Genomic DNA, 21083 nt, shown 5'->3' with positions numbered 1-21083 from the left:
GGCCGGAGAAAGACCTGTTGGCGACGGGCCGTTGGCGCGAAGGGAGGGCGACGACGCGAAAGAGCTACGCTAAAACATCGGCGTCGCCGGATGTGGATGCCCCATGAATTTCTCCGAAGTCGTCAAGCAGATCGAGCAGTTCATTTTCGAACTGCTGATGTGGGTCATTTTCTACCCTTATACGCTCGTGCGGGTTCTGTTCCGGCCGACGAAGATGCTCCGATATGTCGGCGAGGAGATCACCGCCGATCCGGACACGGCCTTCGGCAACGCCATCCGGCCGCCGCTCTTCCTCTTTCTCTGCATCGCCATCGGATCGGTGATCGCACCGATCGGCGCCGAACAGGCGAAGGTCCTGGCGCAGAACGAAGTGGGGCGGCTTTTGAACGCATCCTGGATCAACCTCCTCGCGTTCCGAACGCTTGGCTTTTCGGCCTTCGCTCTGGCCGGCGCCCTGATCATCGACCTCATCACACCCGGAACCGTCACGCGGAACTCGCTGAAGCTGCCATTCTACCAGCAGTGCTACGTCTGCGGCCCCTTCGCGCTGGGCTTTTCGCCGACCCTCGTGCGGCTGGACACCGGCACGGAAGTGCTTCTCCTTCTGCTGCTGGCCTTCGAGATCTGGCTTCTCGTCGTGCAGACCCTGTTCTTCCGCCGCATGGCCGGGACCGGCCGGATCAAGAGCGCGCTCCTTGCCTCCGCGGTCCTCCTCATCGGCAACGTCTCGCTGGCGGCGATCCCGGTGATCGCCAACGCCGTGATGCCGTAGGACGTTTCGGCTTCGCCGATGCCGAGAGGCCCCAGCGACGACGGATGGGTGGAGGGAGCCGCGGCCGGGCGAGGAAGGGGACCTGCCGCGACGAACCGGCCGCACCCCGTCCCACCCGAATTCAGCCGGCTTGGCGCATTCCCGCTGGACGCCGCGTTCCGGCGCTGCACAATGAACCGATCGAACCAGCCGGACGCCCGCGATGACCAGATCTTCAGCCCTCAGCTCTTTCGCGACCGCAGCACCCCATCTTGTCGATGTCGCGATGGGCCGCGCGCCGGCCGATCTCGTGATCCGGCAGGGGCGCTGGGTGAACGTCCATTCCGGTGAGATCATCGAGAACACCGACATCGCCGTCCGCGACGGGCGCTTCGCCTATTGCGGACCGGATGCCACGCACACGATCGGGCCGGAGACCGAGATCGTCGAGGCGAACGGGCGCTATCTCGTTCCCGGTCTCTGCGACGCGCACATGCATGTCGAGAGCGGCATGGTGACGGTGACGGAATTCTGCCGTGCGGTGATCCCGCACGGCACGACGTCGATGTTCATCGATCCCCACGAGATCGCGAACGTTCTCGGCCTTCCCGGCGTGCGGCTGATGCACGACGAGGCGATGGCGCAGCCGGTCAACGTCTTCGTCCAGATGCCGTCCTGCGTGCCCTCGGCGCCGGGGCTGGAGGAAGGCGGTGCCGTGCTCGGCGCGGCCGAGATCGCCGAGGCCATGGCATGGCCGAACATCGTCGGCCTCGGCGAGGTCATGAACTTCCCCGGCGTTTGCGCCAACGATCCGACCATGGTGGGTGCGATCGAAGCGACGCGGCGCGCCGGCAAGACCGTCGGCGGCCACTACGCGTCGCCGGATCTGGGACGGGCCTTCCACGGCTACGTCGCCGGTGGCCCGGAGGACGATCACGAAGGCACGCGCGCCGCCGACGCCGCCGCCCGCGTGCGTCAGGGCATGAAGGCGATGCTGCGCCTCGGCTCCGCCTGGTACGACGTCGCCGAGCAGGTCAAGGCCGTGACCGAGATGGGCCTCGACAGCCGGCACTTCATCCTCTGCACCGACGATTGCCATTCCGGCACTCTCGTGCGCGAGGGCCACATGGACCGCGTCGTGCGCCATGCCATCGCCCAGGGCCTGAAGCCGATCACGGCGATCCAGATGGCGACCTTGAACACGGCCGAGCACTTTGGCCTCGCTCGCGAACTCGGCTCGATCGCGCCGGGGCGTCGGGCCGATGTCCTCCTCGTGTCCGACCTCGCGACGCTCGCCATCGATGCGGTCTATGCACGCGGCGTGAAGCTGGCCGAGGCCGGGCGCCTCGCCGCCGAACTGCCGGCCTATCCCTATCCCGCCTCCGCCAAGTCCACCGTCCGGCTCGGCAAGCGTCTCGAGCCCGCCGACTTCGCGGTGAAGGCTCCCGAAGGCTCCAACGCGGCCCATGTCCGGGTGATCGGGGTCGTCGAGAACCAGGCGCCGACGCGCGCCCTTGAAGCGCGCCTGCCGGTGGTGGACGGCTTGGTCGAACCGGATCCCGCGGCCGACGTCTGCCACATCGCCCTGGTCGAGCGGCACCGCGCGACGGGAGCGGTGACCAACGCCTTCGTGACGGGCTTTCGCTATCGAGGCCGCTGCGCGATGGCGTCGACCGTTGCCCATGACAGTCACCACATGATCGTCGTCGGCACGGATCGGGACGATATGGCGCGGGCGGCGAACCGGCTCGGGGAGGTCGGCGGCGGCGTCGTCTTCTTCGCGGACGGCGAGGAGAGGGCGATGATCGAGATGCCGATCGCCGGCCTCATGTCGGACGAACGCGCCGAGATCGTCGCGGCGAAGGCGGATCGGCTGATCGAGGCGATGCACGCCGCCGGATGCACGCTGAACAACGCCTACATGCAGCACTCGCTGCTCGCCCTCGTGGTGATTCCGAGTCTTCGCATCTCCGACAAGGGGCTCGTCGACGTCGAACGGTTCGAGGTGGTCGACCTCTTCCTCTGAGCCCTTCGGGGCGGGCGACGGACTTTACATTTCCGGGCGTCTGGAACATTGCGGGGGCGGGATGCGCCTGGCGCATCCGACCCTCCAGGAGCCGCTCCATGCCTGCCCGTCTTCCCGTCCTCGACGGCGCCAGCCGCGCCGCGTCCATCGCCGCTTCCGAGGCGCGTCTGTCCCGCATTCTTTCGCGGACGGGCGGGAACGACATTATCCTTCCGACGGTGGAGCGGGCCGGCGCAGAGCCGCGCTCGGGAACGGTGGCCCGGTCATGAGCGAGAGCGCCTTCCTGGACCGGGTCCTGTCGGCCGAACGATCGATCCGCCAGCTCTTTCCGGCGACGCCGCTTCAGTTGAACGACCATCTCTCCGCCCGCTACGACGCGCGCATCTACCTGAAGCGCGAGGATCTGACGCCGGTCCGTTCCTACAAGATCCGGGGCGCCTTCAACTTCATGCGCAAGCGGCTGGAGGAGGGATCGGCCGTCGGCGCCTTCACCTGCGCCTCCGCCGGCAACCACGCGCAGGGCTTCGCCTTCGCCTGCCGGCATTTCGGATTGAAGGGCCGCGTCTTCATGCCGGTGACGACGCCGCAGCAGAAGATCCAGAAGACGACGACCTTCGGGGCCGGCGCGGTCGAGATCGAGCTGGTCGGCGATTACTTCGACGATTGCTACGCCGCCGCCAAGGCCTATGCCGCCTCGTCGGGCGCGCAGATGGTGCCGCCCTTCGACCACGAGGACATCATCGAGGGTCAGGCGACGGTCGGCCGCGAGATCGAGCGCGAGCTCGGCATGGCGCCGGACATGCTGGTCATGCCGGTGGGCGGCGGGGGCCTCGCCTCCGGCGTCACGCGCTATTTCGCGGCGCGCGGCGAACCGATGCCCGACATCCGCCTCGTCGAGCCGCTCGGCGCCCCGAGCCTCCACACGAGCCTGTCGCGCGGCGAACTGGTGCGCCTCCCGCAGATGGAAGGCTTCGTCGACGGCGCTGCGGTCGCGGAGATCGGCACGATCCCCTTCGAGACGCTGAAGCGCTTTTCGCCGGACAAGGTCGTGCTGTCGCCGGAGGGCCGGCTCTGCAAGACCATGCTGGAGATGCTGAATATCGAGGGGATCGTGCTGGAGCCGGCCGGCGCGCTCGCCATCGACGCGCTGAACGCGCTCGCCGATGAGATCCGCGGCAAGACGGTGGCGCTCGTCGTGTCCGGCTCGAACTTCGATTTCGAGCGGTTGCCGGATGTGAAGGAACGGGCGCTGCGCTTCGAGGGTCTGAAGAAATACTTCATCCTGCGCCTCGCCCAGCGGCCGGGCGCCCTTCGCGACTTCCTCGACCTCCTCGGACCGGAGGACGACGTCGCGCGCTTCGAATATCTGAAGAAGTCGGCGCGCGATTTCGGCTCGATCCTGCTCGGCATCGAAACCAAGAAACCGGAGAGCTTCGTCGCCTTGTTCGAGCGTTTCGAGGCGGCCGGCATCGCCTATCAGGACATCACGGAGAACCGCATCATGGCCGATCTCCTCATCTGATCGCCTGATTTAGCGTCGTCGGGCGAGCGTTCGGATGGAGCGCTCGCCGTCAGATCTCACCGTCGTAGCCGGCGACGCCGCTGTCCAGCAGACGTCGAAGCAGCGCGAAACCGACGCGAACCTCCTCGACGCCGCCGGACGAGAAGGCGACGCGGGCCCGATGATAGGTCCGCTCGATCCGGTCCGCCTTGAACTCGTCCTCGTCGTCGATGATGGCCCCCTCGCGCAACGCCGCGTTCTTGAACGTGCCGGACAGCCAGGGCGAGGGGAGTTTCAGCCATAGGAACGGCACGTGGGGATGCGACGTGAAGTCGTAGCCTTCGAACATCTCCCGCGCCATCGCCTCGCGTCGCGCGACCTCGGCGCGGCTTTGACGCTCGATCTCGCGCGCTTGCCCGGAGACGACGAGGCGCGCGCCGGCCTCGGCGAGGATGAAGGAAAGGCCACCCGTCATCATCTTGTGCGTCGTTCGGATCCGTTTCGCGTAGTGCGCGGGGCAAGCGACCCAACCGCCGCGCAGGCCCGCCGCCACCGACTTGGATAGACCGCCGACGACGAAGGTGCGCTCCGGAGCGAACTCGGCCAGGAGGGGAGTCGGGTCGCCGGAGGCCGCGCCGTAGAGATCGTCCTCGATCAGCCAGACCTCGTACCGTCGTGCGATCTCCGCGATCGCGCGACGGCGCTCCTCGGTGAGGATCGCGAGAGTGGGATTGTGCACGGTCGGCATGAGGAAGGCGACCTTGGGATGCTGCTGCGCGCAGACCCGTTCGAAATCCTCGACCGACATGCCGTGCTCGTCCGTGTCGACGAGGACCGTCCGGCGGCCGAGCAGCCGGGTGCTTCGCGCGAACTGGCTGTAGGTCAGCGTTTCCACCACGACGCGGTCGCCGGGACCCGCCAGCGCCAGAACGACGGCCAGCGCGCCCGCCAGCGCGCCCTGTGTCGGAACGATCGTCTCGGCCGACGGCTGAAAGCCGCAGCGCGACAGCCAGGCGGAGCCCGCTTCCAGCCATCGCGGCGGCGTCACCCGCGAATAGCTTGCGATCTCGTGCGGATGGTCGTGCGCGACGGACGCGAAGAGCCCGCCCATGATCGCAGCCTGTCCCACATCGGGCGCGGCGGTCGTGTCGAAGCGCAGCTTGTCGGCCGGGACTTCGGGGAACCGTGTGCCGTCGAGGCTGGCCGAGAACGGATCCGCCGTGGGACCCGGCTCCCCGTCGGATCGCCGCAGGACATAGGTGCCGCGCCCCACCTCGCCGGCGACGAGGCCGCGCTCGCGAAGCATCGCATAGGCTCGTCCGATTGTGCCGATTGTCACCTTCAGGTCGAACGCGAGATCCCGCTGCGGCGGAAGCTTCGCGTCGGCGGCCAGGGTGCCATCGGCGATGGCGCCTTCGATCGCGTCCGCCAGACGTCGATAAAAGGGGCTGTTGCCCGGCGCCAATTGAGGAAGCCAATTTGTCATCGTCACAATGAATAGCCTGCCGTCGAAGCTACGTCAATTGTACCCCTATTACTGTGGAATATCTAGAATTGGATGGGTACAATGTGGGACAATCGAGGTGACTGGGACGCGGCGCATGTGGCTTCGGGGCGGGGCACGTTCGAAGACCGCCTCTTTGCCAATCTGTCCTCTTTGGCCCGTTCGGCGGGGCAACTCGCGGCGATGATCGCCCATCGCAGCGATCTCTACTGGAGTCGTCAGGACCTCCGAGGCCTTTCCGACGAGCATCTGCGCGACATCGGCGTTACGCGACGCCAAGCGGAGATCGAGGCGTCAAGGCCCTTCTTTCCCGAGTGAGGGACGGTCAGCCGTCCGTTGGCAGCGTTTCGATCCAGTCGACGATACGCTGCGCGAGCTCGTCGGTCGTCTGCGGCGAGAGGATGCGGCCGGCCAGCGTGTGGTTCGCGGGGTCGCCGGTCGTGGGAACCTGAAGCACCTGTCGCGGTCCGCCCCAGCGGGCGGCAACGGTTTCGGTCGCGGCAGGATCGACGACGCGATCAGACGGCGAGTAGAGGAAGAAAGCTGACGTGGAGACGCTTTCGAACCGGGCATGGACGGCTCTGCGAACGAGCGCCGCCATCGGGAGGAGCGCTGCGGTCGGATAGCTCGTCGTCCAGTTGGCCGCCTGCTCGGCATTGGTCGGCGCGAAGCTGTAGGTCTCGTCGGTCAGCCAGGGTAGGATGTCGCGAGCGAAGGGCAGATCCAGCACGAAGGCGTGCTCCTGGAGAAGCCCGAAGTTCGGCGAGATCATCACCAGTCCGGCGATTCCGGTCTCAAGGTCCGGAAGCGTCGCGCCGAGCGCCGCGAGAGTCGCCCCGGTCGAGTTCGACACGATGACGACGCGCTCGCCGATCTGGCGTCCGATGGCAATGGCCTCGGCGAGATCGTTGATCCAGTCGTTGACGCTGGCTTCCTGCATGGCGACGGCGTTCCGGCCATGGCCGCTCAGCCGCGTGAAGTAGAGGTTCGCGCCGAGCTTCGCCGCCACCTCGTCCGGCAGTGGGCGCATCTCCTCGCGCGTCGCCGAGAAACCGTGGATGTAGACGATCGCAAACGGTGTCTTGGCGCGCGAGGCGGGATAGGCCCAGACGATGGATTTCGCCGCATCCGCTCGGAGGTTCGGAATGTCGGCTTCCGTCCGCGCGAGATAGGCATCGGGATCGCGGCCGATCGCGGCGGCGTCGAACCGGACCGTGAGGTCGACAGGCTCGCGCGGTCCGAACAACCAGGCGCCGCCTGCGGCGACGACGAGGAGGACGACCAGCGCGAGAATGAGACGAAGGATCAAGACGCGCATCCCGTTGCTGCAGCTGTGACTGCGGCTTAGCCGCTTTTACCGCATCGCGACAGGCCCGAGGACGCTGCGAAGGACGGTCATCTCTGCTCGATCGCCGGAGTCGTGACGCTGCGCGAGCCGACGACCTCGAATCCCGCACTCTTGTAGAGCGGCAGCGCGGCGGGATGATCGAGCGTGTTCGTCTCGAGGGTGACGACCCGCGCTCCCGTCGCAAACGCCGCATCGACCGCCTGGCCGAGAAGGTAGCGCGCCAGTCCGGCCCCCTGGAAGTCGGGCAGCAGGCCGAAATGCACGATGCGCGTCTGCCCGGCCCGCCGCGCCGAGTCCAGCTCGAACCAGCCCGCCGGCGCTCCCCCGATCCAGAGCACGTGAACGTCGATGCCGGGATGATGAAGCTCGCTCTTCAACGCCTCGTCCGCGAGGTGTCGCGACGTCCAGTGGTGCGTCCGACCGACCTCCTCGTAGAGATACCGGTAGAAGGAAAGCGGGATCTTGTGAACGGGCCGCACCAGGACATCGGTGAAGAAGGTGGGCGGCTGGAGCGGGCGGTCCGACGGTCTCGTGAGCTCCAGATAGGTGACGACCGTTTCGATGAGGCGCACGATCTTCACGGGGCCGTCCGGTGCGCGCCCGTTTCCACCGGCGTGTCGCTCGCCGAGCCCCATTCGGTCCAGGACCCGTCATAGAGGCGCACATCGGGGGAGCCGAGGCGATCGAGGGCGAGATTGATCACGGCGGCGGTGATGCCGGAGCCGCAGCTCGTGACCATCGGAGCCTTCGGATCGAGGCCGGCGGCGGCGAAGGCCGCGCGCAGCGCGTCCGGCGATTTCAGACGGCCGCCTTGGGTCAACTCTCCGATCGGAAGGGACCGGGCGCCGGGCATGTGACCGCCCCGGACCCCGGGACGCGGTTCCGCCTCCTCGCCGGAAAAGCGCGCGGAAGGGCGTGCATCCGCGATCGGCAGCGAGCCGCTGGCGACGATGTCGCGCATGGCGTCGAGATCGACGACCGCATCGGGATCGAACAAGGGCACGAAGCGCTGGCGCGGGCGTTGCCGGCTGCCGCTTTCGACGGGAAGGCCCGCGCCCGTCCAGGCCGGCAGCCCGCCGTCGAGCACCCGCACGTCCCGTGCGCCGAAGGTCTTCAGGAGCCACCACGCACGCGGTGCGGAAAACAGGCCGAGCCCGTCATAGACGACGATCGTGTCGCCCTCGGTCATTCCCAGGCTCCCGGCATAGGCGGCGAAATCCATGGAATCGGGCAGCGTGTGCGGTAGAGGCGCGTCCTGGGCCGACGCCGCCTCGTGGTCGAAGAAGACGGCGCCCGGAATGTGCGCGGCTTCGTATTCGGCGCGCGGATCGCGCTTCTGCTGCGGCAGGTACCAGGACGCGTCGACGACGACGAGCCCCGGTCGCCCGAGGAGAAAGGAAAGCGCTTCGGGCGTGATCATCGTGTCGGGCATGGGCTCTGTCTCTGGCGTTCGAAACGTCTGGAGTCTCTGGAAGGAGCGGGTCGGTCAGGCGGGCAGGGGGCCGAAACGAAGGCGGAAGCGGCGGTTGGATTTGCCCTTCTTCTCGATCTTGCCGACGTGGATCTCGCCGACCTCCGAGGTTTCGAGCACATGCGTGCCGCCGCAGGGCTGCGCGTCGATGGCGCTGTCCGCCCCGATCGTGACCAGCCGGATGCGGCCGCTGCCGCGCGGCGGCTTGACGTTGGCGGACTTCACGAGGCCGGGATTCTCATCGAGTTCGGCATCGGTGATCCAGCGCGTGGCGACCGGGTGATTGTTCGCCACGAGCGCCATCAGCGCCGCCGTGACGGCCGCCTTGTCGGCGTCGGCATCGGGTATGTCGAAGTCGATCCGGCTCTCCTCTTCTCCCACCGCCGCGCCGGTCACCGGGAACGGACAGACGACGGTGAGGAGGTGGCAGGCGGTGTGCATGCGCATGAGCCTGTAGCGGCGTGACCAGTCGACATGGAGGACGAGCGTCTCGCCGGGCGAGGGGAGATCGGCGCCGTCCTCGGCGACGAGGTGGATCGCGCTCTTGTCCGGCGCATGCACCGTGTCGAGGATGCGGATCTGCCGCCCGCCGCTTGTCTCGACGAACCCCGTGTCGCCGGGCTGGCCGCCGCCCGAGGCAAAGAAGTTGCAGCGGTCGACGACGAGCTTTCCACCGTCCTCGACCCGCAGGAGCTTGGCTTCGAGGGTCGAAAGATAGGCATCGTCGAGATAGAGCGCTTCGGTCTCGCTCATGCTGCGTCCGGCGCGATGAAGGGAATGTCGAAGCTCGGCTCGCGACCGATCCAGCTCGGGGAGGGAAGGCCCTTGGTGGCGAGGAAGGCGGGATTGAAGAGCTTCGACTGGTAGCGGTTTCCGTAATCGCAGAGGATGGTGACGATCGTGTGCCCCGGTCCCATCTCCCGCGCCATGCGCATGGCGCCCGCGATGTTGATGCCGGAGGATCCACCGAGGCAGAGGCCCTCGCGCGCCGTCAGGTCGAAGACGATCGGCAGGGCCTCCTCGTCGGGGATCTGATAGGCGAAGTCCGGCGTGAAGCCTTCGAGATTGGCGGTGATCCGCCCCTGGCCGATGCCCTCGGTGATCGACGATCCGTCCGATTCCAGAACGCCGCGCGTGTAGAAGCTGTAGAGGGCCGCGCCCATCGGATCGGCAATGCCGATCTTGATGTGGCCGGACCGGCGCTTGAGGCCCATGGCCGTCCCGGCCAGCGTGCCCCCGGTGCCGACCGCGCAGATGAAGCCGTCGATCTCGCCGCCCGTCGAGTGCCAGATCTCCTCGGCGGTCGTGACGACATGGCCTTCGCGATTGGCGGTGTTGTCGAACTGGTTGGCCCAGATGGCGCCCGCGGGATGCGTGCGACCGAGCTGTTCGGCGAGGCGGCCCGAGAGCTTCACGTAATTGTTGGGGTTCTTGTAGGGCACCGCCGGGACTTCCACGAGTTCGGCGCCCATCAGCCGCAGGGCGTCCTTCTTCTCCTCGGCCTGGGTTTCCGGAATGACGATGACGGTGCGGTAGCCGAGCGCGTTGGCGACGAGCGACAGACCGATGCCGGTATTGCCGGCGGTCCCCTCGACGATCAGACCGCCGGGCTCCAGAAGGCCCTTTTCCTCGGCATCCCGTATGATGAAGAGCCCGGCGCGATCCTTCACGGACTGGCCGGGATTGAGGAATTCGGCCTTCCCGTAGATTTCGCAGCCGGTCTCCTCGGAAGCCCGGTTCAGCCGGATGAGCGGCGTGTTGCCGATGGCGTCGAGCACATTGTTGTATCGGGGCATGAAGGAGTTCGGCCTGATGCGAGGAGAGAAGAACTGGAACCTATGGCCGGTTCGGTGGCAAGGCAAGAATGCGCATGCGACCTTGTCTCGGATCGCTTCGCAAATCTCGGCGGTTCGGCTAACCGTTTCTTTTCATTGCGATGAGGTGCATCCGGTTCGCCGGAGCGCTCGGCGCCGGGCGCGATTGCCGCTGCCGCCGGCCCGACGGCGCCTCGATCAGCCTCGCCGCGTCGGAACCAGCGGGTCGCGCTCAGCCCGGATCGGGTCGTGACGCCCGATAGACGGCCAGCGCGCGCTCCCGGGCTTCTCCATGATCGACGATCGGCTTCGGATAGGTTTCGCCAAGGGTGATGCCCGCCTTCCTCAAGGCGGCCGAGCCGGCCAGCCAGGGCGTGTGGATGTCCTTGTCGGAGAGCTCGGCGAGTTCGGGCAGATACCGCCGGATATAGGCGCCCCGGGCGTCGAACTTCTGTCCCTGCGTGATCGGGTTGAAGATGCGGAAGAAGGGCTGCGCGTCGGCCCCGGAACCCGCGATCCACTGCCATTGCGCGGTGTTGCTGGCGATGTCGCCGTCGACCAGCGTGTCCCAGAACCAGTGCTCTCCCTCGCGCCAATCGATGAGGAGATCCTTGGTCAAGAACGAGCCGACGATCATGCGCATGCGATTGTGCATCCAGCCGGTCTGCCAAAGCTGGCGCATGGCGGCGTCGACGATGGGATAGCCGGTCCGTCCGCGCTGCCAGGCCCGAAGCTGGCTCTTCGTTCCCTGCCACTCGAAGCCGTCGAATCGTGGATTGATGTTATCCCGGTCGATCGCTCCGACATGGTGGAGGACGTGGTAGTTGAAGTCTCGCCAGATCAGTTCGCGGCGGAAGGTCTCGATGGCTTTGGGCGGTACGCGGTTGTGGCGCGCGGCCTCCTCCGCAAGGTGCCACAGCCGGTAGGGCGAGACCTCGCCGAAGCGCAGGCGCGGCGACATGCGCGTGGTGCCGTCCTCCGCCGGAATTTCCCGGCTCTCGTCGTATCCGCGAAGGCTCGACTGGCAGAAATCCTCGAAACGCGACCGCGCGACCGCCTCGCCCGGTTGCCAGTCCCGCGCGATCCCGCCGGACCAGTCCGGCCGGGTGGGAAGAAGCGACCAGGCCGCGAGATCGTCGGACGCGGGAAGACCGCCCTTCGGCGCGACGAGCGAGGCGGGCGGGTCGATCGGATCCCGCGGCTCGCCGTTGCCGCGCAGCGTCTTCATGAAGGGCGTGTAGACTTTGTAGAAGCCGCCGGTCTTGGTTTTCACCGCGGCGGGATCGTGCAGGATGTTGGCCTGGAAGCTCTCGACGGCGATCGTTCCGAGCGCCGTCGCCACGGCATCGTCGGTCTCGACGGCGGGCCGATGATAGCGGCGGTTGTAGAAGAGCGATGCCGCGCCCGTCTCGCGAACGAGGTCCGGAACGATCGTCCGGGGATCGCCGCGCTTCAGAACGAGGTCCGAGCCGAGGTCCCGCAGCGAGGCGCGGAACGCTTCGAGCGAGTGGTGAAGCCACCAGCGATGGGCGCCGCCGAGCGGCCGCCCGCCTCCACCCTCCTCGAGGACGAAGACGGGGATGACGGGCTGTCCGGTCTCGGCGGCATGGGCGAGGGCCGGGTTGTCGTCGAGTCGCAGATCGTCGCGCAGCCACACGACGATCGGACCGGGTCCCGTCGCCGAAACGGTCTTGGCCATGGAGAACCATCCTCGAAGACGAGGCACCATCGACCTCGGGATCCCGGATATGGCACGTCGAGAGGGGAAGTCGACGGTCCAGAGCGTCGCGTCCGCGGCGAGACGCAGCGAGGCCGCTCGCTGCCGTGTTGCGCGGTTCCTCTATGGGTGAACGACTATGGGCGAACGACGAGAATCCCTGTACCCTGAAGGATAACGGATGGTGAATGTCGTCGAAGCGCTCCGGGCAGGAACGATGGTTTCGGGCACAGAACACCTGAGAAGCATGGAAAGGTTCGAAATGACGGCAGGTGTCGAGGTGAACGCGGTCGACTTGGACAGCACGTGGTCGCTTCGCGGCTCGAACGACGCGACGAGGGACGGACCGAGGGACAACCAGAACCCCGCACCGGCTGCGCAGGCCTGGCCGGCATCGGCGCCGTCGCGCGATTGGACGGCGGCCCTTGCGCTCGTGCAGGAGGCGGCGGAGGCGATCCGGCTCGGCGAGGAGCGGATCGAGGAGCTTCGCCGCGAGGCGGACGAACAGGCCGAACAGCACCATGCCGACCTGAAGGCCTTGCATGCACAGCTCGTCGGTGCGCAACGGGAAATCGAAGCGGCCAACCATCGGGCACGCGCAGCGGAGCAGAAGGCACGCGAGGCCATCGAGTGGCTGTCCAAGCTGGACGATGCCATCCGCACGCATTTCGGCAGCATCGACCGCTCCAGCGGGTCATGACCTCGACCGTGTCGGCCGAGGATCGCGAGCGTGCCGGCGGCGAGGCGTCGGCCGACGACGGGGCGGATCCCGCCACTGGCCCATCGGGTGAGACGATGCCGTCAGCCGACGGCTGGCCGGACACCGCCCCCGACCGAGGGGTCTTCGATGGCGCGGGCGCCATCCGTCTCATCGAGAAGGCCGCCTTCACGCTCCGCGACTACGAGACCAAGTTCGTTGCGATCGAGCAGGACACGCGAGCCTTCATCCTTCGGGTGAAGGAGGAACAGCAGCGAACGGCGATGCGCGTCGGCATTCTCGAACAGGCGATGCTCGAGGCTCAGAAGCGGGCGGATAGCGCGGAGATGGCGCTGGCGGTCGCGATGTCGACCATCGCGGATCTCCATGCGGAGGGAGCCGGATTGGGGCGCGCGCCGAGCGAGGCGAAGCCTGTCGCCGATCGCTCCGCGGCCGACGGTCAAAGGACCGCCTGGCTGTCGGGTCATGAGCGGTCTTGAACGGTTCCGGGCGGGCCAATCGGTTCCCGAGCCCCGCATAGGTTGAATCTTCTTTTCCGTTCGGCCGAACTTTGCTAAGGTATGGTGGTATTTCAGCCGATCTTGCTGATCGTTAGCATTGTATCGTGGCAGAAGCCTGCGAAGGCCGAGTGGAACACCGCCATGCGTGACGTCGCCGAGAACCCTGACACGGTCAAGAGAATCTCAGACGTCGATCGCGAGGTGGGGGCTCGAGTCAAGGCGATGCGCACGCATCTGCGCATGTCGCAGTCGAGTCTCGCGGAAAAGATCGGGGTCACCTTTCAACAGGTTCAGAAGTACGAGAAGGGCACCAACCGGGTCGGAGCCAGTCGACTGCAACTCATCGCGGATGCGCTCGGCGTCAGCGTCTCGTCCTTCTTCGGTAGCGCGTCGGATACGGCCGGCGTCGATCTCAGCGAATATGTCCGGATCTCCGACCCCGCCCTGCGGATGCAGGTCTTGAAGCTCGTCGAAGCCTTCGAGCAGCGAAAATCGCCGGACTCCTCCGCGCGCTGAGCGGCGACCGCATCCAGCCCATGGGATCCGCTCGGCGCGAGGCGATCCTTGCGAGAACCACGTGATGCCCTGTTGCGGCTCCCGGTGGGGCGCTCGGCGCTGCGGCGCGCAGCTGATTCCGAGTTGGATTTTCCAAGGGATGCTGTAGAGGCGTTTTCATGCCGATCGCTGAAAACGTCCACCGCCTCCGCGTGACCGACGGTCTCACCGTCGAGGAACTGGCCGATGCCGCCCGCCTGTCGCCGTCGCTCGTCGCATCGATCGAGAACGGCCGCCGATCCGTTCCCCAGAAGGCGATCCGTGCTTTGGCATCCCATTTCGGCGTGAGCGTCGAGGCTCTCCTGCGCTGACGCCGCGAGCGTCCGTCAGGACGCAGATGATCCCGTGCGCGTCGACCGGTTGACGAATCGCAGAACCGGATCGAAGGCGGCCGCGAACGCAATACCCAACCCGCTTCCGGCCATCTTCATCGCGAGGTCGATCATGCGTCCATGGCGGCCCGGGACGAGATGCTGCGCGCCTTCCAGGGCGACGGCGCAGACGACGAGGCCCAATCCGACGGCGAGGAGATGGCGTGGATAGGCGAGGCCGAGGAGCAGCCCGGCGACGCAGAAGGCTCCGACATGCTCGATCTGAAGTCCGGCGATGTGCGGACGAAGGCCGATGGGAGACAGAGTCGCGAAGGCGATGCCGGCAAGGCAGAGAATGCCGACGGCGCGAAAGGCAGGGCGGGACGGTTTGAAGGACCTCATTCTCGCATCTTGCGGGGTGAATCTTGTCCAAAGCATGTGCACTGCGTGCGACCTCTGCTGCGCTGCACAACGAAACCTATGGGCCCCGGCCGGTTCCCTGGGACGAAAATGCATCACGCTTCGGCCGATTGCAGGCCACTGACAGCATGCAATGCCGCGCAAGGTTGACTTCGCACGGAGCGGCGTCCTCGAACTCTGCCGGGCAGGCGCCGAGCGCGCGGCTGGCAGGAGAGGTCATGAACCAGCACACCGACGTCGCATCGAACCGTCCCATTCTCGCAGGACCCGAGCGCCGCAATCTCAACGTCCAATGGCTGCGGGCAGCGGCGGCCCTCTTCGTCGTTCTCTACCACGCCTCGCACTATCTCTCCGCGACCTTCGGAGACGATCGTTTCATCCGCATCTTCGACGGTAAGTTCGGCCTCCTCGGCGTCGCCATCTTCTTCGCGATCACCGGCGCGCTCATGGCGGACCTCTTCCGCCGGACGGAGCCGACGCTCTTTCTCGCGCATCGTCTGGTGCGGATCTACCCGCTCTACATTCTCGTCTATCTCGTGGTGACGACGCTTCGGCGGGGCGAGCCGCATTTCGACATCAGGGCGGTGTCGCTGGCCCTCGTCGGTTCCAGGGCTCAGTTCGAACTCGGCATCGAGTGGACGCTGATCATCGAGATCTTCTTCTACGTCGTCCTGTTTATCCTGGCGGTCATGCGCGGCGCGCGCTGGCTGGAAGCCTTCGCCCTCGTCTGGCTCGCGGCCATCGGCGTCGCCGTGCTCGTCGAACCGGCCCAGATGGCGCAGACCTTGCTGCCGACCGTCCTGCAGGTCTTCTTCCTTCCGGGGAATGCGGCCTTCGCGGGTGGGCTGCTCATTCCCGCCATCCTGAAGCGTGGGGGTTTCCCGCCGGCCCTCGCCGCCGTCGCCTTCGGTTTCGGCGCGGTCAGCATGTCGGTCGATCTGGCCTATGGTCGGCTTCTCGGCGCGGTCGCGGCCGTGATCATCGTCGGCGCCGCCTTCGGCCACGTCCCGTCGCGCGGTGAGCCGACGCGGATCGAGCGGGGCTTCGCCAAGCTCGGCGACTGGAGCTATGCCCTCTATCTCTGTCACGTGCCGATGATCTGGCTCGTCTACGCCCATCTCGAAGGCTCGACGCCGTTCCTGTGGCTGGCCGCCGTCTCATCCGCCGTGCTGATTTCGATTCCGGTCGGGATGCTCGACGTCGCCCTCTATCGCCGTTTGCGCGCGGCGACGAACCGCTCGACGATGGCGGTGCGTGCGCGGTTGATCGGCGCCTACCTGATCGCCTACGCGGTCGTGGCCGTTCTCTTCGTCTTCAAGCAGGGATGACGACGCTGCCTCGGCGTGGCGTCGCGAAAGGCGCCGCGCCGGCGAACGCAGTGTCGGCTTTGTCCGGTTTGTCCGGGTGGAATCATCTCGCTTGTTCGCAAGCGGCGCAGAAAGGCGCATCGCGGTGCGGTTCGGCATGACGAACCCACTTCATCGCGGGAGACATGATGGTTTTGGAAAGGGAAAAAGGGCGCCTCGACGGTCTTTGGCGTCGCTGCGCGTGCGGGCGAAAGCCCGGAGGAACACGATCGATGCGCGTTCCAGGTCGGTCAAGCACCAGATGAGGTCGCAGACGGCGACATCGGCTCCGGAACTTTTGAAGCAATATGAAGGAGCCGAAATGGCTCCCCGAGTAGGCGTTAAGCCTATGATATTGCTGTCTATAACGGCAGCCTAGCCCATAGACTTCGGGCTTTTCGTTGCCCATATTGTCCATAACGGCCGTATTGGACGGCTTTAGGTTATGGACAGCGTTAGGCACCATCTTGGCCCGTCACAAGCTAACCGACACACGCATCAAGGCCCGCACGGAAGCCGGCATCATCGGCGATGGCGACGGCTTGTTCCTCAGGATCAAAGGGACAGGTACGAAGTCGTGGGTGTTCGTCTGGCGTAAAGACGGCAAACGCCACGAGCTTGGATTCGGCGCCTACGCCAGCGGAACCCGGCACGTAACATTGGCGCGCGCTCGGCTGCTCGCCGACGAAGCCCGGGCCATCCTTGGTACCGGTGGCGACCCAAAGACGGAGATGTCGCATCGCAAGGCGGTGGTGAAGCAAGTGACATTCGGTCGTGTCGCCGATGAGTACATCGAGACGATGGCGCCTAAGTGGAAGGGGGGCAAAACCAAAGTGGCCTTCGAACGCTTCGCGAATCAGTATGCGGCCGCGCTTCGTGAGATGCCGGTTTCATCGATCGCAACCGAAGACATCGTGACCGTCCTGCGGCCGCTGTGGACCGAGAAGCCTGAAACAGGCCGGAAGGTTCGCGAGCGAATAAAATCCGTTCTCGACCACGCCAAGGCACGCGGTCTGCGATCAGGTGACAACCCGGCGGAGTGGAAAGGCCACCTCGACCAAATCCTCCCTTCTATGGAGAAGCTGACGAAGGGCCACCACCCGGCCATGCCGTACGCGGACGTGCCGGCCTTCGTCGCGAAAATTCGGAGAGCGTCCGGTGTTGGTGCGCGGGCCGTCGAGTTCACGATCCTGACGGCCGCACGTGCGGGCGAGACCCGGCATGCCGTTTGGTCCGAGATCGACTTAGACGAGGAGGTTTGGACGGTTCCCGCCGCGCGCATGAAGGCAGGGAAGATGCACCGTGTGCCGCTGTCCGCGCGAGCCGTGGCGATCCTTCGCGAGATGCAAAAGGTGGCGGTGAACGATCTCGTGTTCCCCGGACAGCGGGAAGATCGGCCGGTGTCGGACATGACATTTGGCAAGGTGCTCAAGACCCACGGGGCAGGGGATTTCACTGTGCACGGCTTTCGATCGTCATTCCGAGATTGGGCAGGGAATGAGACGGACACGCCCCGTGAGGTAGCTGAGGCCGCCCTTGCACATTCCGTCGGCGACTCCGTCGAGCTCGCCTATCGTCGTGGCGATGCCCTGGCGAAACGACGAAAGCTTATGGATTTGTGGGATGCGCACTGCGAGGGAGGCCACTAATGGCGCCGCTGCCGAAGATCGATAAGGACGCAACCGCCATCACGAGCATGCAGTCGCAAGGCCGCTACGATGAGGCCATGGCTCGTCTGCTCGACCTTCTAAGAGGAGGTACCGCAAGCCCGGCGGTTCAGGCCATCGCAGCCGAAATGTTAGAACCGAAGGCCAAGGGAGTGCGACGTGGACCGAAGGCCAAGCTCCCATTTAAATGGCTGGAAATGGGCGAAGCGTACCGGATCATGCGGCTCGAGGGAAAAACTGACACAGAGGCTAGAGGCGCAATGGAGGATCGCTACCCACGAGGAGGGCGGACGATCGACACGATCATCGCCTTCTACAACTCGGCCCTTCACGACTACCAAGACCTGCAAGCGGCATCACTACGCGACGAGTCCCGCAAATAATTCGGAAACAGTCGCGAAGACTTCATAGCCAAAATGTTCATATTGGGCGTCACCCCAAACGGAGTGACCCTATGCAAAATCAGAACGACAACACGCCTCGGCTCGTCTCGTTAAACGATGCGGCCAAGCTAACAAGCCTGTCGCGGACGATGATAAATCGGTATCGCGGTGAAGGTCGCTTCCCCGTTGCCGTCACGCTCGGCGAACGCCGAATCGCTTTCGTGCGATCAGAGGTCGTCGCTTGGATCGAGGAGAGGATCGCGGGTAGGGCCGCGGCGTGAGTGTCGTCCATGAACTCCTTCCCCCAATTACGTCATGTACGTGGTGGGGTGTCGCGGTTCACGAAGCTGGCCATGCGGTCGCGTACACCCATGCGGCGCTCGCGATTCACGGCAATTCTTATGGTTGCCGAAGCGTCCACATTCGTCCCGGCATGTCGCCACATTGGCTAGATGACCGTGGCCGACCTCAAGTAGGCGCCGGTGCCTGTCAGACGACGAACCTATTCGACATCGGCATGTCTCAACATGGGCGGTTGCCACCCCGCGAATTCCGGCCCGGCCTACGCCGCGTCGCCGATTGGGAGATCATCGGTTGCCTTGCCGGACCCCTAGCCGAGCTTGACAGGCAAGGCCTTGTCGGGCCGGTGACCGACCGCGAAGTCATCGTGGAAGACGCCGGTGGTGGCGAGGACTTAGAAAAGGTCGACATCCTTCTAGAAGATCTCAAGGCGCTCGGGCGGCGGAACCCCGGTATTAAGCGACACATGCGCCTTGCATGGCGGCTTGTGGAATCCAGTGCCGAGGCAATCGAGGCATTGGCCGAGCGACTGCAAACCCAGCACCACCTTGAACAGCAAGAGGTGTGGGAAACGATTCGGCCGCATATAGCCGCCGCATAAAAAAGCCCGCACCACCGATAGGGGCCGCGGGCTTCCCTTTTTCATCAGACTACCTTCCCACGATAACTGGAGGAACGCCAATGCGCGTCCTGTATGCCCACAAGCTCGATGAAACGCAGCGCGACGGCCACGTGTGCTTATGCACGGTCGACGTCGAACTCAACGAACACGTTCGGCTCTACGCCCTGCGGCTGCTCCGCATGCGCGACGGCAACCACTTCCTCTTCGCACCGAACGCCGGCAAGCGGCGCACCGCGACGTTCTCACCCGCCATGTCGGCGCGCCTGACTGATCTGGCGCTCGCCGCCTATGACGCGGCCAATGACAACGGCCGCTAAGGACCGGCTGTCCGCCTTCAAGTGGGAGGCGGCGGCCCAAAGCCTTGAAGCCAAGCTGAAGCTGCTTTCGCTTCTGCCCTACCATCCCGGCACCCGGCGGAAGCATACCTTGGTCTTCGGCTTCGTTTTGGATTGGTACCATTCGAAATACGGCGACGCTCTCGCTAGCGTCCGACACATTGTCGCCCACGTGACAGAGCGCGATCCTTTCGGGGGCGGGCTATATGCCGAGGACGTCCACAGCGCCTTGACCGACCTTGTAGCTTGGCAGTTTCTCCAGCAGGAGAAGGGTGCAGGCCGGCGTGCTAGCCGGTACATCCCGAATTGGGAGCTGCTCCGTAGTGTTCGGGAAATCCCGAACGCAAAGGGTGGTGGGTGTAGTGTACTAGAATCCCCGAACGCAGGTGTACTAGAATCCCCGAACGCTACGCCCTTTAGTGTTCATGAATCCCCGAACGAAGATCCATCCACTCCGACCCGGACACTAGATCCGGGGACGGATGTGGATAGAATTGATTCCGCCGTGCCTTCGGCACCACCGGTGGCCGCCGCCCTTGGCGCGGCCCCGGTGGGCGCGTCGGAAGAAGAAAGGTTCACCGTCCTTTTCCGGGCTTATGGGGTGCTGCTCGACTACGACGGTGGAATCACCGCTTTCCGCAAATTGGCGCCGAGCGCCGAGCTCTACGATGACATGCTTCAGGCGGCGGTAGTCTGGCGATCAGCATGGCAGGCCGGCGGGGACGCTAAGAAGGGCCGACGTCAGATCAAGACGTGGATCGAGAAGAGGGACTTCCTCTGTGATCCACCCGAGCGCCGGCCGGAGAAGCCCGCCAAAGCGCCTAAGCCGAAAAAGGCTAGCCGTGCGCCCGTGAACGATAACTCCGTGTCCACGGCCAAGCTCGGCGCTCAGCCGCGGATACCAAGGCAGGTGGTGACGATTGAGCGTGTTGAAGAAGTGCACCTTGAAGATCGGAGCATCTGTCGGTGCGTCTTCGCGCTTGAAAATGGCGAGACCATCACACGTGATTTTTGCGTGGAAGCTGACGACCAGGCAGAGCAGGAAGCGGCTTGCAAGATATTTGATGTCTTCGCTGATGCTGCCGGCGTTGACGTGTCCGAAAGCACAAAGGGATTAAAGGGCGCGCGCTTCACCTACTCAGAGCAAAACGGAACCGGTAAATACGAGGCCTTGGCCGAGGCTGCTTAGACTGCGGAAGTTCCGCAGATGCGCAAATTTGCGGATGTACCGTGGTGGCGAAATTTCCACCTCGCCATACTGGCGGAGAACGCCAGTGACGTTCCGCCAATTGGCGAAAGGTGCAGCTTCCAGACTGGGGAAGTTCCCCAGTATGGCAGAGGTGGCAATATTGCCCTAGCTGCCCGAAGTCGGCCTTTTCGGCGGCGATGGTGCGGGTCTTGCCTTGAGCTAAAGGTGCAACTTTTTTGCACCTTTTCTGTAGGGCGGCCCAGCCTGCTCCCCGTCTTCGCGTCCACCGCCGCGGCAATGGCCACCTGTTCCGACGGGGTGAAGTCCTTGCGGATGTTGTTGGCGTGGGTGAAGCTTCGGTTTTCCATACTGGAATTTGTTCCAGTATCGGCGCACCCCAAGAAAAAAGAACGGCCCCCGACGCGGGAGACGTCGAGGGCCTGTTGAGCGCGACGGCCGGGATGGGAGAACCAACCGTCATGTATATATCAGCACGTCTTACTTAAGGTGTCTAGATATAAAGCATAGGCAAATGGTGCTCATTGTGTGTGCAAAGTGCTCGCTGCGCTGGCAGATAAACTCGCTTCAAACCTTTCCAGATACTA

24 protein-coding genes are annotated in these 21083 nt (G+C 65.2%); 16 read left to right on the top strand and 8 right to left on the bottom strand.

The window, feature by feature from the left end:
- Positions 1–103 precede the first annotated feature (103 nt).
- The 4 genes from ASG43_RS13315 (at position 104) to ilvA (ending at position 4299) form a co-directional block, all read left to right on the top strand.
- Positions 104–772 carry a hypothetical protein gene (locus tag ASG43_RS13315; protein ID WP_056505669.1) on the top strand — a complete coding sequence of 223 codons (669 nt, stop codon included), beginning with the start codon at positions 104–106 and terminating at the stop codon, positions 770–772.
- 202 nt (positions 773–974) lie between these two features.
- Positions 975–2777, top strand: coding sequence for an adenine deaminase (gene ade, locus ASG43_RS13310; RefSeq protein ID WP_056505665.1), 1803 nt, complete (start codon positions 975–977; stop codon positions 2775–2777).
- 98 nt (positions 2778–2875) lie between these two features.
- A complete protein-coding gene (locus ASG43_RS23400) occupies positions 2876–3046 on the top strand; it encodes a hypothetical protein (RefSeq protein ID WP_156386689.1) in 171 nt (56 codons plus the stop codon).
- Positions 3043–4299, top strand: a complete 1257-nt coding sequence (gene ilvA, locus ASG43_RS13305) for a threonine ammonia-lyase IlvA (protein ID WP_056505662.1) — start codon at positions 3043–3045, stop codon at positions 4297–4299. The genes ASG43_RS23400 and ilvA overlap by 4 nt, the downstream gene beginning before the upstream one ends.
- A gap of 49 nt (positions 4300–4348) precedes the next feature.
- On the opposite strand, the gene ASG43_RS13300 is transcribed toward ilvA, so the two are convergent.
- Positions 4349–5764: a PLP-dependent aminotransferase family protein gene (locus ASG43_RS13300; protein ID WP_056505659.1), complete on the bottom strand. Its 1416-nt coding sequence runs from the start codon at positions 5762–5764 to the stop codon at positions 4349–4351.
- Positions 5765–5845: 81 nt separating this feature from the next.
- Here ASG43_RS13300 and ASG43_RS23155 point away from each other — a divergent pair, with 81 nt between their 5' ends.
- Complete coding sequence (locus tag ASG43_RS23155) at positions 5846–6100, top strand: hypothetical protein (RefSeq protein ID WP_056505657.1); 255 nt, start codon at positions 5846–5848, stop codon at positions 6098–6100.
- Between the two features lie 7 nt (positions 6101–6107).
- Here the strand turns inward: ASG43_RS23155 and ASG43_RS13290 are convergent, their stop codons facing one another.
- The 6 genes from ASG43_RS13290 to ASG43_RS13265 form a co-directional block, all read right to left on the bottom strand.
- Positions 6108–7100, bottom strand: a complete 993-nt coding sequence (locus ASG43_RS13290) for an alpha/beta fold hydrolase (protein WP_056505654.1) — start codon at positions 7098–7100, stop codon at positions 6108–6110.
- A gap of 77 nt (positions 7101–7177) precedes the next feature.
- Positions 7178–7711, bottom strand: coding sequence for a GNAT family N-acetyltransferase (locus ASG43_RS13285; protein WP_244488087.1), 534 nt, complete (start codon positions 7709–7711; stop codon positions 7178–7180).
- Positions 7708–8562 carry a 3-mercaptopyruvate sulfurtransferase gene (sseA, locus tag ASG43_RS13280; protein ID WP_056505652.1) on the bottom strand — a complete coding sequence of 285 codons (855 nt, stop codon included), beginning with the start codon at positions 8560–8562 and terminating at the stop codon, positions 7708–7710. Before sseA ends, ASG43_RS13285 begins: the two co-directional genes overlap by 4 nt.
- Before the next feature lie 54 nt (positions 8563–8616).
- Positions 8617–9354, bottom strand: a complete 738-nt coding sequence (locus ASG43_RS13275) for an alanyl-tRNA editing protein (protein ID WP_056505649.1) — start codon at positions 9352–9354, stop codon at positions 8617–8619.
- The gene (locus ASG43_RS13270) at positions 9351–10397 is read right to left on the bottom strand and encodes a cysteine synthase A (protein ID WP_056505646.1); all 1047 of its coding nucleotides are present in this window, start codon (positions 10395–10397) and stop codon (positions 9351–9353) included. The genes ASG43_RS13275 and ASG43_RS13270 overlap by 4 nt, the downstream gene beginning before the upstream one ends.
- 250 nt (positions 10398–10647) lie before the next feature.
- Positions 10648–12114: a deoxyribodipyrimidine photo-lyase gene (locus ASG43_RS13265; RefSeq protein WP_056505643.1), complete on the bottom strand. Its 1467-nt coding sequence runs from the start codon at positions 12112–12114 to the stop codon at positions 10648–10650.
- Between the two features lie 280 nt (positions 12115–12394).
- On the opposite strand from ASG43_RS13265, the gene ASG43_RS13260 reads away from it, so the two are divergent.
- The 4 genes from ASG43_RS13260 (at position 12395) to ASG43_RS13245 (ending at position 14216) form a co-directional block, all read left to right on the top strand.
- A complete protein-coding gene (locus tag ASG43_RS13260; protein ID WP_156386687.1) occupies positions 12395–12832 on the top strand; it encodes a hypothetical protein in 438 nt (145 codons plus the stop codon).
- Positions 12829–13329 (top strand): hypothetical protein, encoded by a 501-nt coding sequence (locus ASG43_RS13255; protein WP_056505637.1) that lies wholly within the window; start codon positions 12829–12831, stop codon positions 13327–13329. Before ASG43_RS13260 ends, ASG43_RS13255 begins: the two co-directional genes overlap by 4 nt.
- A 162-nt stretch (positions 13330–13491) precedes the next feature.
- The gene (locus ASG43_RS13250) at positions 13492–13866 is read left to right on the top strand and encodes a helix-turn-helix transcriptional regulator (protein WP_082490897.1); all 375 of its coding nucleotides are present in this window, start codon (positions 13492–13494) and stop codon (positions 13864–13866) included.
- 158 nt (positions 13867–14024) lie between these two features.
- Positions 14025–14216, top strand: coding sequence for a helix-turn-helix transcriptional regulator (locus ASG43_RS13245; RefSeq protein ID WP_056505632.1), 192 nt, complete (start codon positions 14025–14027; stop codon positions 14214–14216).
- A 15-nt stretch (positions 14217–14231) separates the two neighbouring features.
- On the opposite strand, the gene ASG43_RS13240 is transcribed toward ASG43_RS13245, so the two are convergent.
- Positions 14232–14618 (bottom strand): hypothetical protein, encoded by a 387-nt coding sequence (locus ASG43_RS13240; RefSeq protein ID WP_082490880.1) that lies wholly within the window; start codon positions 14616–14618, stop codon positions 14232–14234.
- Between the two features lie 236 nt (positions 14619–14854).
- Here ASG43_RS13240 and ASG43_RS13235 point away from each other — a divergent pair, with 236 nt between their 5' ends.
- From ASG43_RS13235 to ASG43_RS13210, 7 genes are all read left to right on the top strand, one after another.
- On the top strand, positions 14855–15964 hold the full coding sequence (locus ASG43_RS13235; protein ID WP_056505629.1) for an acyltransferase: 1110 nt from the start codon (positions 14855–14857) through the stop codon (positions 15962–15964).
- Between the two features lie 485 nt (positions 15965–16449).
- On the top strand, positions 16450–17631 hold the full coding sequence (locus tag ASG43_RS13230; RefSeq protein ID WP_056505626.1) for an integrase arm-type DNA-binding domain-containing protein: 1182 nt from the start codon (positions 16450–16452) through the stop codon (positions 17629–17631).
- The gene (locus ASG43_RS13225; protein ID WP_056505623.1) at positions 17631–18032 is read left to right on the top strand and encodes a hypothetical protein; all 402 of its coding nucleotides are present in this window, start codon (positions 17631–17633) and stop codon (positions 18030–18032) included. Before ASG43_RS13230 ends, ASG43_RS13225 begins: the two co-directional genes overlap by 1 nt.
- Before the next feature lie 71 nt (positions 18033–18103).
- Positions 18104–18313: an AlpA family phage regulatory protein gene (locus tag ASG43_RS23750; RefSeq protein ID WP_082490878.1), complete on the top strand. Its 210-nt coding sequence runs from the start codon at positions 18104–18106 to the stop codon at positions 18311–18313.
- Positions 18314–18678: 365 nt separating this feature from the next.
- Entirely contained in the window at positions 18679–18933 is a 255-nt protein-coding gene (locus ASG43_RS13220) for a hypothetical protein (RefSeq protein ID WP_156386686.1), read from the top strand.
- 80 nt (positions 18934–19013) lie between these two features.
- Positions 19014–19271, top strand: coding sequence for a hypothetical protein (locus ASG43_RS13215; protein WP_056505617.1), 258 nt, complete (start codon positions 19014–19016; stop codon positions 19269–19271).
- Positions 19272–19773: 502 nt separating this feature from the next.
- Positions 19774–20478 (top strand): hypothetical protein, encoded by a 705-nt coding sequence (locus tag ASG43_RS13210; RefSeq protein WP_156386685.1) that lies wholly within the window; start codon positions 19774–19776, stop codon positions 20476–20478.
- Positions 20479–21083 lie beyond the last annotated feature (605 nt).

Source organism: Aureimonas sp. Leaf454 (assembly GCF_001424685.1).
Lineage (GTDB): Bacteria > Pseudomonadota > Alphaproteobacteria > Rhizobiales > Rhizobiaceae > Plantimonas.
The sequence above is the reverse complement of the archived record's forward strand: the minus strand, read 5'-3'. Positions and strand labels throughout refer to the sequence as shown.